Origin of the sequence: Ulvibacterium marinum, assembly GCF_003626755.1 — a bacterium.
Lineage (GTDB): Bacteria > Bacteroidota > Bacteroidia > Flavobacteriales > Flavobacteriaceae > Ulvibacterium > Ulvibacterium marinum.
In genome coordinates this window covers 1,180,156-1,196,539 of the sequence record NZ_RBCJ01000003.1, presented here as the reverse complement: position 1 = coordinate 1,196,539, position 16,384 = coordinate 1,180,156, and the positions used below count along the sequence as shown (strand labels likewise).

At 41.0% G+C, this 16,384-nt stretch carries 12 protein-coding genes; 5 read left to right on the top strand and 7 right to left on the bottom strand.

All coding sequences use genetic code 11. The features are described 5' to 3' along the window. Positions 1 to 39: 39 nt before the first annotated feature. Together D7Z94_RS18325 and D7Z94_RS18320 are read left to right on the top strand one after the other, a co-directional pair. On the top strand, positions 40 to 3,300 hold the full coding sequence (locus D7Z94_RS18325; protein WP_120713001.1) for a PAS domain S-box protein: 3,261 nt from the start codon (positions 40 to 42) through the stop codon (positions 3,298 to 3,300). A 188-nt stretch (positions 3,301 to 3,488) separates the two neighbouring features. Beyond that, complete coding sequence (locus D7Z94_RS18320; RefSeq protein WP_120713000.1) at positions 3,489 to 4,559, top strand: response regulator; 1,071 nt, start codon at positions 3,489 to 3,491, stop codon at positions 4,557 to 4,559. Between the two features lie 13 nt (positions 4,560 to 4,572). On the opposite strand, the gene D7Z94_RS18315 is transcribed toward D7Z94_RS18320, so the two are convergent. From D7Z94_RS18315 to D7Z94_RS18285, 7 genes are all read right to left on the bottom strand, one after another. Then, positions 4,573 to 7,239 (bottom strand): cation-translocating P-type ATPase, encoded by a 2,667-nt coding sequence (locus tag D7Z94_RS18315; protein WP_120712999.1) that lies wholly within the window; start codon positions 7,237 to 7,239, stop codon positions 4,573 to 4,575. A 96-nt stretch (positions 7,240 to 7,335) separates the two neighbouring features. After that, a complete protein-coding gene (locus D7Z94_RS18310) occupies positions 7,336 to 7,800 on the bottom strand; it encodes an Hsp20/alpha crystallin family protein (protein WP_120712998.1) in 465 nt (154 codons plus the stop codon). Positions 7,801 to 7,944: 144 nt separating this feature from the next. Further along, positions 7,945 to 8,598, bottom strand: coding sequence for a uracil phosphoribosyltransferase (gene upp / locus D7Z94_RS18305; RefSeq protein WP_120712997.1), 654 nt, complete (start codon positions 8,596 to 8,598; stop codon positions 7,945 to 7,947). A gap of 224 nt (positions 8,599 to 8,822) precedes the next feature. Then, the gene (locus D7Z94_RS18300) at positions 8,823 to 9,953 is read right to left on the bottom strand and encodes a glycoside hydrolase family 26 protein (protein ID WP_120712996.1); all 1,131 of its coding nucleotides are present in this window, start codon (positions 9,951 to 9,953) and stop codon (positions 8,823 to 8,825) included. After that, on the bottom strand, positions 9,953 to 11,551 hold the full coding sequence (locus D7Z94_RS18295; protein WP_120712995.1) for a glycoside hydrolase family 43 protein: 1,599 nt from the start codon (positions 11,549 to 11,551) through the stop codon (positions 9,953 to 9,955). The genes D7Z94_RS18300 and D7Z94_RS18295 overlap by 1 nt, the downstream gene beginning before the upstream one ends. Further along, positions 11,548 to 13,086, bottom strand: coding sequence for a sugar porter family MFS transporter (locus tag D7Z94_RS18290; RefSeq protein WP_120712994.1), 1,539 nt, complete (start codon positions 13,084 to 13,086; stop codon positions 11,548 to 11,550). Before D7Z94_RS18290 ends, D7Z94_RS18295 begins: the two co-directional genes overlap by 4 nt. A gap of 81 nt (positions 13,087 to 13,167) precedes the next feature. Beyond that, positions 13,168 to 14,223 (bottom strand): bestrophin family protein, encoded by a 1,056-nt coding sequence (locus tag D7Z94_RS18285; RefSeq protein ID WP_120712993.1) that lies wholly within the window; start codon positions 14,221 to 14,223, stop codon positions 13,168 to 13,170. A gap of 95 nt (positions 14,224 to 14,318) precedes the next feature. On the opposite strand from D7Z94_RS18285, the gene D7Z94_RS25865 reads away from it, so the two are divergent. The 3 genes from D7Z94_RS25865 to D7Z94_RS18275 all read left to right on the top strand — a co-directional run bounded on the left by D7Z94_RS25865 (position 14,319) and on the right by D7Z94_RS18275 (position 16,369). Further along, on the top strand, positions 14,319 to 14,456 hold the full coding sequence (locus D7Z94_RS25865; RefSeq protein ID WP_211341803.1) for a hypothetical protein: 138 nt from the start codon (positions 14,319 to 14,321) through the stop codon (positions 14,454 to 14,456). 144 nt (positions 14,457 to 14,600) lie between these two features. Next, positions 14,601 to 15,122 (top strand): sigma-70 family RNA polymerase sigma factor, encoded by a 522-nt coding sequence (locus tag D7Z94_RS18280; RefSeq protein ID WP_158594681.1) that lies wholly within the window; start codon positions 14,601 to 14,603, stop codon positions 15,120 to 15,122. A gap of 83 nt (positions 15,123 to 15,205) precedes the next feature. Then, a complete protein-coding gene (locus D7Z94_RS18275; protein ID WP_120712991.1) occupies positions 15,206 to 16,369 on the top strand; it encodes a FecR family protein in 1,164 nt (387 codons plus the stop codon). Positions 16,370 to 16,384 lie beyond the last annotated feature (15 nt).

The window sequence follows — 16,384 nt, the reverse complement described above, 5'->3', positions numbered from 1 at the left end:
GTGTGGGAAACACCAGATTGATAGTAATAAAAAAGGCTTATGGCAAATACCGTAACCGATAAAGCACTCTTCCAGGCCGTTTTTAAATCCTCTTTGGCAGGTTTCTTCATAGTGGATGTGGATGGTTATATCCTGAAGGTGAATCCCGAAGGAGAAAAAATGTTCGGTTATAAAAAAGGGGAATTGATACAAAAAAATATAGGGAGCCTCTTTTCCGATGGTTTTAAGGAAACATATAAAACTCGGATAAAATCAACCCATCCCAGACCGTTTCAACTTTTGGCCTTGGATAAGGCAGGTAGAATGTTTCCCTTGGATGTGCGTATTGCCCCGACCGTCATTAAGGGTCGTACAATTGCATCGGTCTATTGCAAACCGTCCAACGAAGCCCTTTTTGAAAGCGATAGAAAGCTGCGCACATTAATTGCCAATGTATCAGGAATAGTTTACCGCTGTAAGATAGATAAGCCATGGACCATGGAATTTATCAGCGATGCCTGTTATAGTATCTGCGGGTATTCCCCTGAGCAATTTTATGATAATACAACGGTACATTGGGAAGCATTGATTCATCCGGAGGATAAAGCGAAGGTATGGAAAGAAATCCATGAATCAATTTCTAAAAAAGAATCCTATCAGGTTACCTATAGAATACTAACCGCTGAAAACAAGACAAAATGGATATGGGAAAGAGGTTCGGGAGTAACCGATAAAACTGGCAAAATATACAGGTTGGAAGGTTTTATGGAAGATATTTCCGAACTCAAGGAAACTGAAATTGTCCTGGCCAAGGAGAAACAACGCTTACACCAATATCTAGATACTGCAGGCTCTATTTTCTTGGTTATCAATACTGAGGGTAGAATAGATCTGGTCAATCGCAAGGGATCTGAAGTATTGGGACTATCAATAGATACTATAGTTGGCAAAAATTGGTTCGATAGTTTTATTCCAAAACGGAATAAAAAGGAAATCCTTTCATTATTCAACAAGGTCATGCAAGGTGAGGTCACTCCTCCGGATTTTTATGAAAACTGGGTAGTAACCGCAAGTGGGAAAGAAAGGCTTATACGTTGGCGCAATGCCGTTTTAGAAGAAGAGGCAGGCAAGATTGCAGGGATAATCAGCTCGGGGGTAGACGTTACGGAGGCAAAAATGGTGCAAAATGTATTGAATATTAGAAATAGGGCACTGGAGGCAGCGGGCAATGGCATCATCATTGTGAATGCCACTGATGCCAATCTACCTATTATTTACAGCAACAATGCCTTTTCAAAAATTACGGGGTACGACAAAGAAGAGGTACTTGGAAGAAACTGTCGTTTTTTACAGAACGGTGACCGCGAACAAAAAGGAATAGATGTTATTCGAAAAGCGATCAAGGCACAAAAGCCCACTCAGGCCATAATCCGAAACTACCGAAAAGACGGCACCCTGTTTTGGAACGAGCTGACCATTACCCCCGTTCATAATGAAAAAGGACAGCTTGTGAATTTTATAGGTGTGCAAAATGATGTGACCGAACGCAAAAAAGGCGAACTGCTTAAAGATCAAATTCGGCAGATTCTAGAAATGATAGCCGAGCATAAGTCCCTTAAGGACATTGGTATGGCCATAGTAGAAGCTATTGAGGGATATTTGAAAGGTTACATGGCTTCGATTATGCTATTGAACAAAAAGAAGGGTACTTTAAACAAATTGGCAGCACCTAACCTACCCAAACCTATAATCACTCTTTTGAATGGAATATCCGTAAATGCGGATAGTTGTTCTTGCACCAGTGCAGCAAGGTATAAAAAAGAAGTTGTCACAAAAGATGTCGCCAAAGACCCCTTATGGGGTGATTACCGAGAGTCGGCGATGCAAAATGGTCTTCGATCCTGTTGGTCATTTCCTATCCTATCCTCTAGGAAAGAGGTATTGGGCACCTTTGCCATTTACCATAAAAAGCCAAAAAAGCCATTAAAACTGCATAAAGAAGTTGTCACTGATCTCGCCCAGCTTATGGCCATGGCCATAGAACAGAACCTCATTCGAAAAGAATTGGAAAAAAGTAGATGGCTATTGGAATCCTATGCACGGGAACTTGAACAAAAGGTCGCGGAACGTACCAATGAGCTCAAGGCCACCGTACAAAAACTGGTAGAGACGAATCTAAGTCTGGAAGATCAGGTATTGGAAACAAAGGCCGCAGAAAACAGGGCATTGACAAGCCAAGCTATGTTCGCCGCCATATCCCGAAATTTTCCCAAAGGCGTTATTATCGTATTCAATGCCAATTTTGAGATTGTATACATAGATGGGGGCGAATTGCGCCGTTTGGGCTTTGTAAAAAGTCAATTTGAAGGACTTCATGTGGAAGATGTCGAAGTTTTTTCAAAAGAACGAATAGCACGTATCAAAAATGATATAAAAAAGACATTGGCGGGGGAACACCTTTCTTTTGAAATGCGGTTTAGAAATAAAAACTATACGGTAAATACATCTCCCCTGAACAATGGTAATAACGAGGTAAAGTGGACGCTCTTTGTCTATAACGACATTACAAAACAGAAAAAAGCCGAACAGGACATTCGCAATGCACTGTTACAGGAGCAGGAGCTCAATGAGTTAAAATCACGTTTCATTTCCATGGCTTCCCATGAGTTTAGAACCCCTTTAAGCGCCATATTGTCCTCGGCCATATTAATCGAAAAACAGAACGAGCCCGGTAGGGAAAAAAAACGCGAAAAATATATAGAACAGATAAAATCAAATGTCAGGAATTTGGTGGGCATCTTGAACGATTTTCTATCCTTGAGCAAATTGGAGGAAGGTAAAGTTGCCTCAAAACCGGTTCGTTTTGATCTTGTACAATTTTCAAGATCCGTATTGGAGGAAATCAGGCCTACTAAAAAACGGGGTCAAAAAATCAATATGGAAACTAATGCAGACCCTATAATGGTCTATTTGGATCCCAAATTGATGCACCATGTCCTCGTTAATTTAATATCTAATGCCATCAAATACTCACAAGAAGACCAAGAGGTCTCCCTGAGTTTAAAAGCCAAAAAGGCATTAGTTTCCGTAGAAGTCAAAGATAAGGGTATCGGCATCCCTGAAGCAGAACAGGATAATCTCTTTCAGCGCTTTTTCCGTGCGGATAACAGTACCAATATACAAGGAACAGGACTTGGTCTGCACATCGTAAAGCAATATACCGACCTAATGGGCGGTACGGTAGGGTTTGAAAGTGAGGTGGACAAAGGGTCAATTTTTAAAGTTGAATTTCCAACAGTCCAATCTCCAAAAATGGAGTAACCCGGTAAATGGAGCACGAAATGGAACAAGTACACAAAATACGTATCTCTAGATATCGGACAAAAAATGTTGCTTCGGGCATTCAGGATTAAGATTCCACACTCCGATACGGACAAATGGATACTTGACTACGTACGGAAAGACGGTAAAAAATAATTGTAAAATACAAACTGCTCAACACTATAAAAATGAAAAAAGTACTATTGATAGAAGACAACAAGGATGTGCGTGAAAACACGGCAGATATTCTTGAGCTTTCGAACTATATTGTGACCACAGCCGAAAATGGAAAAATAGGTATTGAAAAGGCCAAGACTTTTCATCCGGATATCATACTCTGTGATATCATGATGCCGGTAATGGATGGTTACCAGGTTTTGGACACATTGGGCGAAAAGCCTGATACGGCGAGTATTCCCTTTATTTTTTTGACCGCCAAATCCGAAAAGGCCGATTTGAGAAAAGGTATGAACCTAGGTGCGGATGACTACCTGACCAAGCCCTTTGAAGAACATGAGCTTTTAGATGCGATTGCCTGTCGTTTAAAAAAGAATGATTTTCTACGCAAGGAATTCTCCAAAAATATACAGGGAATCCATGAGTTCTTTCAAGATGCTTCGCATTATTTGAATTTGGAATATATAACCAAAGAGTATCGTCCCAAACCCTATAAAAAAAGAGATTTTGTCTTTAGGGAAGGGGATCATGCGCATGCCCTTTACTTTGTGGAGAGCGGCACAGTAAAAACCTATAAATCTACTGAGTCGGGCAAGGAATTCGTGACCGGCATTAATAAATCAGGTGATTTTATGGGGCAACTTTCCCTTTTAGGCCACCATGGTACATATTTGGAATCCGCCATGGTCTTACATAATGCTGAGTTATATTCCATCCCCAAAACGGATTTTATACACCTTCTCTATGACAACAAAGAAGTCTCGCGTAAGTTTATGGACATTATTTCCAGCAATCTGATCGAAGTACAGGAACAACTGCTAAATATGGCCTATACCTCCGTTCGTCAACGCGTGGCCATGGCCTTACTAAACCTATACAAGAAGGGCATCATCAAAGACGCACCTCATGAGGGCATCGATATTCCCCGTGAAGATTTTGCGGGCATGATAGGTACGGCTACGGAAACGGCTATCCGGACGCTTTCCGAATTTAGGGAAGAAGGTCTAATTGCCATGGGGCGTGCTAGAAGGATCATACTCTTGAACAAGGAAAAATTACAGCATATCGTAGACTTCAGTTAAACCTTCTGCGATTCTAATTCCCACTGTGGGGCATTTCAAAACTACCGGACAACCGCTTTATCACCTGTGCCAATAGCAAAGAACCCAAAGCGAACAAAATGGTGACGCCCAAGAGTCCTAAAGGGAAGTGTTCCAAAGAAAGGGCTTTGGCCGCTAGAGGTATACTATAAACCACCATTGTAATTATTAGGGATACCACAAGTGCTGCCCAGATCCAAGGATTTTTGGTCACCTCATTGATGAAAAACGCCTGCTTTTGTTTCGGCATATTGAAGACATTGAGCAATTGGGCCAATATCAAAGTATAGAACGCCATGTTGTTAATGATCTCTGGAGACAATTTTAGGACAAAATTGGCATAAATAACAATACCCAGTACAGAAAGGCTTATACAGAGACCGTATATTGCGGTCATATACCAATCCTTTCTATGCATGATAGGGTCTTTGGGATTTTTAGGAGGTTGCTCCATACTGTCCGCCTCACCTTTTCCCAAACCCAAGGCCAATGCCGGGAAGACATCGGTCACCAAGTTTAGGAACAAAATCTGTAAGGGCAACAATGGTGAAGGGAGATTTAACAAAGCGGCCAGGCCTACTGAAACAATCTCTGCCAGATTACATGATAACAAATACACCACAAATTGGCGGATATTCTGAAAGACCACCCTGCCTTGGTGAATGGCAAGTTCTATAGCTGTAAACTTATCATTCCTTAAAATAACATCCGCTACCTCACGCGCAGCCTCGGTACCTCGAATGCCCATGGCAATACCAATATCCGCCTTTTTTAGCGCAGGCACATCATTGATGCCATCCCCGATCATGCCTACCACATGGCCATTCTTTTGGTATAGCGTTATCAAATCCAATTTTTGTTTGGGAGTTACCCGGGCAAAAACAGCAGCTTCCAATAACCTTGAGAAATTTTCTTGACCACCATTTTCCAAGTTTTCAAGGTCTTTCCCCAATACTATTTTGTTCCGGGGTACACTGCTTTCCAATAGACCTACTTCTTGTGCTATTTTTTGTGAAGTCCCTGGATGGTCACCCGTAATCATCAATACCCGAATACCCGCTTTTTTATAAATTTTTAAGGTGGCCTTTACATCTTTGCGAGCAGGATCTATGAAGCCCATAACACCCAGAAAAGTTAGGTTTTGAAATAAAGTTTCTTTCTTTGGTATGCCTTTGGTTTCTTTATAGGCAAAAGCCAATGTCCTTAAACCCTGCAATGCCAAAGTGTTCACCTTTTTATCCCAATCCGCTACATTGTTAAATGATTTCCGCTTTCCATCTTCAATGACAGTGTCGCAAGAATCTACCAAACTTTCAAACGCCCCTTTTACAAAAACCTGAAAGCTTTCTTTGCTTTGATTAACGGTTGCCATAAGCTTACGTGTAGCATCAAAGGGCAGTTCCAGTTGTTCAGGATATTCTTTTCTGATGGTAACCGGATCATAACCCCAATGAATCGCAAAATCCATTAACGCCAATTCTATGGAATCGGCTTGACCGTCATCCAGATTTGGAGTTGCGTTATTGCAAAGAATTGAAGCCTTAATTATCGTTTCGAAAATCGGATGATCTGCTATAAAATCGCTACGTTCCAATTTCCGGAGGTGTCCCACGGTTACGGATTCTTCTTCAAAAAGCACGGTATGTACGTTCATCCGATCTTCGGTAAGTGTTCCGGTCTTGTCTGTACAGATTATATCTGTGGCCCCCAAAGTCTGTACAGCTTCAAGTTTTTTAATAATAACCTCTTTTCTTGACAATCGTAACATGCCTTGCGCCAAGGCAATGGTTGCCACAATGGGAAGTCCTTCAGGGATGGCCGCCACGGCCAATGCCACCCCTGTTTCAATCATCAGTAAGAGGTCTTTTCCCCGAAAGTACCCGGCAACAACGATCAACAGGGCAAAACACAATGTCAGTACGATAAGCCATTTGCTCAACTGGTTCAATTTCTTTTCCAAAGGGGTATCCATCTTTTCAGTGTCCATCCCCATTTGTTGTATTATTCCCAATTGGGTATGCGCGCCGGTCGCGGTCACAATGGCCCTACCGGATCCGGTCAGTACCATTGTACCCCTGAAAACCATATTCGCTTGATCGGTAATCGGTGTTTTATCCGGAAGTGTTCCCGTACTTTTATTGATCGGGATACTCTCTCCTGTTAGGGCAGACTCCTTAAGGGATAGATTTTCAACTTCTATGAGACGAGCATCGGCCGGTACTATATCCCCGGTTACCAAAAGGACAATATCTCCTGGGACTAATTCCGATGCCTTTACCTTGATTTTTTTACCCGATCGTAGGACATATGTCCTTGCTTGGCCTATTTTCCGTAATGCTTCCAAGGAACGTATTGCTTGAAGCTCCATAAAAAATCCGATCCCTACCGAAATCAAAATGACAACTATAATAGCCATGCCCTCCAAAGCATCACTGAAAAGAAAGGCAAGGATGGCCGCCACGGTCAAAATGTAAATGATGGGATCCATTAATTGACCGGCAAGTATTCGATATCTTGGTTTAGGTCCTTGAGTGGGTATTTCATTCAAACCATATTTTTCCAATCTTGCTTCGACTTCCTCTTTTGATAATCCTTGTATGCGGCTACTGGCAAATTCGGCAATAGTATCTTCTACAGAAAGAGCGAAAAGGGTTTTGAGCATGTATTTGAACTTCAACGGGGAATGCCCCCGAACCAAACTTATTTACATGGACGAATTTCAGTTTGGGCAAGAGGGCATTCCTAGTGAGAAAAATCTTTAGTCTATTTTCACTACTTTGGGTGGTCTTTTCTTAGCCTCTTCCTTTTTTGCAAGATCAAAGCTTAAAATACCATCATGATAATGTGCCTTAATTTCTTCTTCCTTTACATTCTCTGGGAGTTGTAAGGATCTTTCAAAAGAGTTATAACTAAATTCCCTTCGGGTATAGTTTTCTTCCTTTTCCTCTTCTTCCATCGATTTTTCTGCCGAAATGTTGAGACAACCATCGTCAATGGTTACGTTAAAGTCCTTTTTGGAAAAACCGGGTGCTGCCAATTCAATTTCAAATTTGTCCTCACTTTCCTTAATGTTTAAAGCTGGTTCAACAGTCTTGCCGTTCCAAAAACGAGATGGCAGCATATCACGAACCCATCCACGATTGTCAAAAAAATCGTCCATATCAAAGAAATCATTGGTCATAAGACCTCCAAAAGGCCTTCTTCTAAACTTTACTAGTGACATAACTTTATATTTTTAGATTAAACAATTAATTCATCTTTTCGAAAGTACAATCGGCAAAAAAAATTCAAAATGACCTGCATCAGTGGTTTGACGATTTACATTCAAAAAAATGAATCGTTACGAGATGTTATGGGAAGTCTTTGTTTATAGTTTTACGCCAAAGGCCAGATCTCCTGCATCACCGAGTCCTGGGATAATATAGCCCTTGGAGGTTAATTCCCGGTCAATGGCCGCAATCCATAAATGCGTGTTTTGTGGAAAGACACTTTTTACATATTCAATGCCATCCGTTGAGCCAATAACGGATATAATATGGATCTGATCGGGATTCCCATGCGATTTTAAGGCCTTAAATACATTCTCTAATGTACGCCCGGTGGCCAACATGGGATCGGTAAGGACCAAAGTTTTGCCCTTCAACGAGGGAGCCGCAAAATACTTTACAATGACCTCAAAGGCATCCTCTCCTCCAGGATGATGACGATAGGCCGAAATAAAAGCATTTTCAGCGCCATCAAAATAGCTTAACAGGCCTTGGTGCAAGGGCAATCCGGCACGGAGCACGGAACAAAGTACCAATTTATCCTTTGACAATGACATTTCCTTAGAACCAAAAGGGGTCGTAATGGTTTCCTTTTGGTAATTCAAAGCTTTACTCAACTCATAGCTCAATACTTCACCGATACGTTCAATATTTCTTCGAAAACGCAAGGAATCCTTTTGAATGCTAACATCCCTGATTTCAGCAATGAATTGATTTAAGAGCGAATTTTCTTCGCCAAAATAGTGCACTGTCATGCCAAGTATTGTTTAGCCTAAAAATACGGTTTTTAAACTTGGTAACATGTTTTTCTCTACCTATTCCTGGACACCGAACCGTGATAGGAAATCCTCCCATTTAGTAAGTGCCAACTGTAATAAGTTTGCACTAACAAAGGCAGTAAATCATAGTCAATTATATACACTTTAATAATTGAAATGAAACCAATTCAATCCAAATGAGTTCGAAAACGCAAAATCCCTTACTTGGTCTTATATAGTTTTTCGTAAAAATCAGAGGACGATTTAATGTACTTGGGTTGAGCCGTAATCTCTCTCCATCGCTTACTAATCGAATCACTTAATTGCAGACGGGCATCAATTTTTTTAAATGTTGGATTTTCATACCACATAGGGTGCGAATCCCAATGACAGTTAATATAGTGTACCGCTTTTACCACATCAGGATTATCATCAATAGTTTTAAAAAACGGAATAAACCACTTTTGCCAGGCTTCTTCTGCCTGCCTAGGATTGTCCAATTGTGTTTCTATGGTATTTCCAGTGGTCTTTGCATCAACATCTGAAATTGTTGGCGAGGCTTCCGCTATAAAAACGGGTTTTCCTTTTTTTCTAGCGAAAGGGATCATTTTTTGGTCCGCCCATCGGTTGAAAAATGAAAAACCTAACCAGTCCACATAATCATCCCCTGGATACCAAGACTCCAAATCACCGTCATTTGGAGACATAAATCCTGTGGATTGCCACACGTAAGCTGTATTGGTTACTCCCTTTGCCCTGCACATATCAACAATTCTTTTGTAGGCCATTATGGTACTTTCTTTATCATAATGGTTCCATGGTTCACCATCGAACTCATAGGCTATACGCAAAAAAACAGGGCGCTTCCCAAGGGATAAAAGAAAATCGGCCAATCGATTAATGTAATTATCATGCGTGCCATCGGCAACCTTTTCTTCATGATTTACAAACTGCAACCCAATGGCCAGGGCCATATTTGCATAATCGGGGTCGTTTAATTGGAGCGTAGCATTGTAATCATTATCACCCCAATCATGGGTCTCATACAGGCCATCCAAACCTTCCATAATACGGCCAAAAGAATTCTCCCCTGGGTTGATATTGGTATATGTGGTCCAACCGGCTGGAGTTTCAAAATGGTCTAAATAGCCATCATTATATTTATCCAGTCCGCCAACAGCTTCAAGTTCTTGACCAACAAAGAGCAGTACCTCACCATCCTTGGGCTCGAATTTAGCACGTTTGCGAACCTGCTCCTTTTCACTTTCCAGGGGTGCGGAATCCGTCTTCTTTTGCTGCTTTTCACCACATAATAGTAGTAGGGCCAAGCAGCATATAATTCCTAATTTCATTATTTTAAGTTTATTTCTTTATACTCGAACCACTCAAAATCGGCATGATGGGAATTCATAGCAAGGTCTTGGCAACAAATACCGGCAAAGCTTCCCGTAAAGGCAGGGCGATATCTACCACTACCGTCCCTTACATAGTCGTCAGATAAAATGCCAGCATCAAGTTCAGTGCCCAATTTTTCGAATTTGTCTTCTCCTAGACCAAAATAAAACTGAAGTTTATCCCGATTCATTTCACCTCGTAGAACAATCGATTTTTCACTCGTAACATCCACTAATTTTTCTTGAAAGCTCATTTTAAAATTATCTGAGGAAATAACACCCAGATACTTTTGGGTTCCTGTATCATTAGAAGTGATATAGGCATAATGATAATGACCGGTATTGTAGTAAAATACCAGACCGGCCATATGTAAGATATTCTCCGGTCGAAAATCAATGGAGGTTGTCACTTGGACATGAAAATCCTGGATTCTTCGTGCTAGTAAACTTTGATGGTGCAAAGAGTTCAAGGATTCCCTACCATACAATCTTAAAAACCCTTTTCTGGCCGAAAGGCTACACCAATCTTCCGTAATCGGTATTCGTAAGGATTGAAAATCCAGGGGGATTTCTTTTTGATCAAAATTGACCTTGGCAGAAGGAACTTCGTGTAGGAACTGGGGCAAATCGGGGGCAGGAATTTCCAAACGGGGTACGCGCCCCCCTCCCTTTAAATAAGGCCAATCCTCTTTCCAGATAACTTCCTCTAGGGCCGTTTCCCGTCCCAAAGTACAATTGCCATGGGTTGTCAAAGGCCGCCCTACTAAAAAAACAACATACCAATCACCATTTTGGGTCTGGACCAAATCACCATGCCCAGACTTCTGTAGAGCGTGGTTCTTTTTAGCCGCTGCAGATATAAAAGGGTTTTCAGGGTGAAATTCATAAGGGCCAAAAATTGCTCTACTACGTCCAATGCTCATGGCATGACCATACTCCGTACCCCCTTCTGCAAGTACCAGATAATAGTGTCCATTTTCTCTGTACAGGTGGGGGCCCTCGGAAAGACCTAACGACGTACCCTCGGTAAGGTAATGTACTTTACCTACCAACTTTTGGTCGGCCGTGTCATATTCCTGTATTTCTATACCTCCAAAAAATTTACCATTACGATGATCGACCAACATGTTGAGAAACCATTTCTTTCCATCGGCATCATGAAAGAGCGAGCCGTCAAAACCCCGTGAAGACAAATAAATTGGTTCGCTCCAGCTACCTCTAACATCTTTTGTGGTTACCAAATAGTTGGGGGTATCTTTCCAGACACCATCAAAAGACCGTACATTGGTGTACACCAAATAAAAAGTACCCTTATCATAGGAGAGGCATGGCGCCCATACACCACAGGAATCCGGATTACCCCTCATATCCAACTGAGAAAGACGATTCAACGGTCGGGCGATCAGCTTCCAATTTTTAAGGTCTCTGGAATGGTGGATCTGTACTCCCGGAAACCATTCAAAGGTTGATGTAGCAATGTAGTAATTCTCCCCGACCCTACAAATGGATGGATCGGGATTGAATCCACGCAATATCGGATTTTGTATATGGCTCATCGTCCAATTAATTCCTTTTCCAACTGTTCCAAAGACTTTCCCTTGGTTTCAGGCAATATTCTAAACAGGACGAAAAATCCGATTACCGCGATTATTCCAAAAATAAAAAAGCTCATGGCATTGCCTAAATTGGATAGTTCCCAAGGAAACACTTGCTGTACCAACCAACTGGCAAAACTATTTACGAAACCGATGACACCAATGGCCAATCCTCGATACTTGTTAGGATACATTTCCGATAACAGAACCCACATTACTGGGCCTAGGGAAAAAGCGAAACAGGCGATAAAACCCAAAATCCCGATTAAAATCAGGGTAGCATTCATTTCGGTAGCCGCCTCGATTAAGGTCCCTTCATTTTTTGCATATACTTGGGTTCCCAAAGCTGATTTCATAGCATTTTTGAAATCAACATCATTATCGAATTTCTTATTCGCAAATTGAGCCAAAGCATCTTTGTCCAAATTTTCCAACTGTTCGATTTCTGCAGACTTAAGTTCGTAGGTGGCATTGTTGAATCCGTAAGCACACAAGAGCATGCTGATCGCGATACCCACCATACCAAAAAGAAGCAAAGGCCGTCTTCCGAGTTTATCGATCAGAAACATGGCCACAATGGTAAAAACTACGGTCGTAAAACTCAGAAAAACTCCTGAGGTAAAGGCTGCATCCGTGCCGATGCCCGTTTGCTTAAAAATCGATGTGGCATAAAAGTATATGGCATTTATACCTGTGATTTGTTGAAGAATTCCTATAGCCAGGCCAACCATAAAAATAAATCGCAGGGCAGGCTTCACCAATTCACCTATTGATACTTTGGTGGTATCCTTTTGCTCACGAATGTTTTTTTCGATCGAGGCAATCTCTTCCTTTGCATTGTCATGACCGTGTAACTGCTTTAAAACTTGATTGGCATCTACAACCTTACCTCTCATATATAACCAACGAGGACTCCTAGGAACGAAAAACATAAACAAAAAATAGAGCAGGGCAGGCACCAACTCAACACCCAACATCCATCGCCAAACGGTATCCTCTGTAAGAAATGAATCCCCTGAGCTATATATCTTATTGAAGTAATAATTGCTTAAGAATGCTGCAAAAAAGCCTAGTACAATATTAAGTTGTTGAATGGAAACCAATTTTCCGCGATTCTCAGCATTGGAAATCTCGGCAATATAAGTAGGTGCCAATATGAGCGCCGCCCCAAATGCCAAGCCACCTACCATACGGGCAATATAGAGCATTTCGTAGGATGTTGCATAGGCAGAAAAAAGTGCCGAAACAGCATATAAAAATGCAACAATAATCAATATTTTTTTCCGTCCGACTATGTCACTCAATCTGCCGGAAATCAGCATCGCAATCATTGCGGAAAAAGAAGGTGAACTTACGGCCCAACCGGTCTGGGCATCATTCAAATCAAATTCGGGACCGGCATAGGACATTACCCCAGAGATAATGCCTGCGTCAAAACCAAACAGAAATCCTCCAAGGGAGACTACAAAGGCTATAAATAATGTTCTTTTGGTCATATTTTAGAATGTTTCAGGATAAATCCAATTGCTTTAGTGAGGATTTAAAATACATACTTTTAAGCTATTCAGCTCATATTTTCAGAATTGCGTATCGTGCTTAACAGGAAACTGATCCGGAATTTTTTCATTGGGCTCTCCAAGGTTCTGACGGAGGTCAATTTCAATACCTCTAGCGATAGTCGAAATGGGAACATCGTTTGCGGTTCCTTCGAAGGGGTTTTCGCCAGTTCTCCCAATTCTTTCCATCGTATGGAATATCCAAGCTACAATAATGTAAAAAGGGATGGACAACCAAGCGAACAAATCGCCCATAAGGGGATGGGATTCCGAAAATCCTTTTCCGATTTCGATGAATTGGGGTATTAGTGCCATGGGGAGCAACAGAATAAAAATCCACATGAAAAAATGATTGAGGGTAGCAAATTGCCTTGGGTATGGAAAATTTTTGATTCGTTCACTTTTCCCTTGAAGTGTAAATAATTCCTGAAGTATGGCCTCTAGCTCCAAAAAGGAAAATTCCCAAATTATACCTTGCTCCTTAAGTTTTTGTAGATGATGGGACTGTAAGTATAACAAAGCGGTTTGTTTGTTGTTCTTACCTAATACGTAGGCCAGATCATTTTCTGTGATATACGATTTTAAATCGTCCTCCAAGCTGGAATCCAACTCTGGTGGGCGCAAATCCCATTCTTGATTGGTTCTGTGACTTGCACTTGTTTCCCAGGGTCTGGGCATGCGCATAGCGTGTCGCAATGCTGTCATCCAAGCGATATGGCGATACGTTAGGGTTTTGATCTCCTTGTGGATTTGTGGCTCGGTCAAGGGCGATTCAGCATATTCATTGGTCAACATATCCTGCACGAACATACCAAAGGTCCTGGAGGTGTTTACAATACCTCCCCATATCTTTCGAGCCTCCCAAATTCTTCCATAAGCCGAATTATTTTGAAATCCGATGACAAAGGCTACGGCGGTACCGATCAATGCCAATGGGGTCCAAGGAATTTTTAACCAGCCTAAATCGAAAAAATAATAGATGGCCACCCAAAGCACTATAATTAAAAGGAAAAGAAGAGTTTCAAATCGGGTCCACAACGCCATTTCGAAGGCGGTATATTTCTTTTTAATATGCATGACTCATATTTTAGAATTTCATAACTTAATTTTTTCGGTCGGTTATTGCAATGTATAAATATTTGAGGGTATCCAAGTAAATTAAAGTCGCTCAAATGAAAAAAACTGAAAATGGCAAGGTCTTGGCAAACCCAACTTTGATATGGTTCAGGTCGATTTTAAATAGTGAGAAAGGCATCGCTAAAATCCCTTTAAAAAAGCTAAAATTTGAACTGTCCTCTGTTCCAGGATGAATAAAAACTGGAATATTTCGTATCTTAGCTTTATTTGGATTTGGGACCTACGATTCTGTGTTAAAAAAATTTCAAATGCACAAAATCGTTTTTTTATTCATAACATTAGGGGTTGACGCGGATTAAGTTTTTGAATTAATGTACATGAACGATCAATGGCTGAACAAGGTAGAAGGACTATTCAAGAAGCAATATCAAGCGCTCTGTTTGATTGCCTATAGCTATGTTACCGACCTTGATGCATCCGAGGATATTGTACAGGATGTTTTTATTTCTTTACTAAAACGCCAAGATCATAACATACTGAATATGGAAGGGTATGTGAAAAGATCGGTGAAAAATGCCAGCCTCAATAAAATCAGGGAATCAAAAAAATTAGAGCCCATTTCGGAAAAAGTACTCAAACTCCCCCAGTATGAAAATCCGCAACGGATTGACCATGATGAGGAAATCAAAAGCGCTATAGAGAATCTGCCTATACAATGCAAGAAAGTATTTGAGCTTTGTGCCTTGGAAGGTCAAAAGTATAGTACCGCCGCCGAAACCCTGAATATCTCTGTCAATACGGTGAAATCGCATATGAAAAAAGCCTACAAGATTCTTCGCGTGGAGCTACAGGACACTCAACTATTTCTGCTTTTGTTGCTAATTTCACATTTAAAGTAGTTCTTTTTTATTTTTTTTCAATTTTAACATCACCCTTTTTATGGTATTCCGTGTCTTAATAGTATAGGCCATGAAAACCAACTATGGAAATAACCAAACTTATTATAAAAAAACTGACCTCCAAGCTTTCGGGAGCCGAAGAAAAAGAATTTGATTCATGGTTGCACTCGTCCCATGAAAATAGGGAAATCTTCGATAGGATAACCCTGATCCAGAAATCAGGAAAGGATATTAGGGAATTGGAAACCCTGGACGAAATCACCGCATGGAATAAAATACTTCAGAAAGTAGATACAAATAAGGCCTCCCGAAAAAGAACACTTTGGACAAGACCCATTTTTAGGTATGCAGCCATCTTTTTAGGGCTTTTAGGTTTCACTTTCTGGTATTTGTTTAGCCCTTTACAAACGCAGGAAAAGATAATGCCGCCTGATAAAAATGCGATTACCTTACAATTGGAAAACGGGGAGGTAAAAGTGTTGTCCGAAGATGGATCTTCACAAATTAAAGACAAGGAGGGAAACTTGGTGGTCACCAAAAAAGGGTCCAACTTGGCGTATTCGGACTCGGCTTCAGTAGAAAAACTAGTCTATAATACATTAACGGTCCCGTATGCCAAACGATTTGGCATACAGCTTTCCGATGGGACAAAAATACATCTCAACTCAGGTTCTTCCATAAAGTATCCGGTCAAATTCATTAAAGGAGCAAATAGAGAGGTTTTTTTGAGCGGCGAGGCCTTTTTTGAGGTAGCCGAGGACGCTGAACGTCCTTTTATGGTTAGCAGTGATGATTTGGTCGTAAAAGTGTTGGGCACCACTTTCAATGTAAAAGCCTATCCAGAGGATCAAGAAATCAATACGGTCCTGGTCTCAGGTTCCGTTGGTCTTTCCAATAAGGACAACCAGACTACCGACTCTACACTGTTGGAGCCAGGGCATATGGCTTCTTGGGACAAAACTAGTAACACCATGGCCATGGAAGCCGTGGACACAGATCTTCACACTTCTTGGATCTATGGAAGATTGATACTAAAGAGAACACCCTTTGAACAGATTGTTCCCAAACTTCAACGACACTATAACATATCCATCACAAACAATTACCCCATCCTAAATGATCAGGTATTTACGGCCAGCTATGACATTGAGACCATTGAGGAAGTAATGGGATCGCTCAGCGAAATCATACCCTTTTATTTTGAAGTTGATGGAAATGAAATCACAATAAACAAGCCCAAAAATTAAACTAACATAAAATGC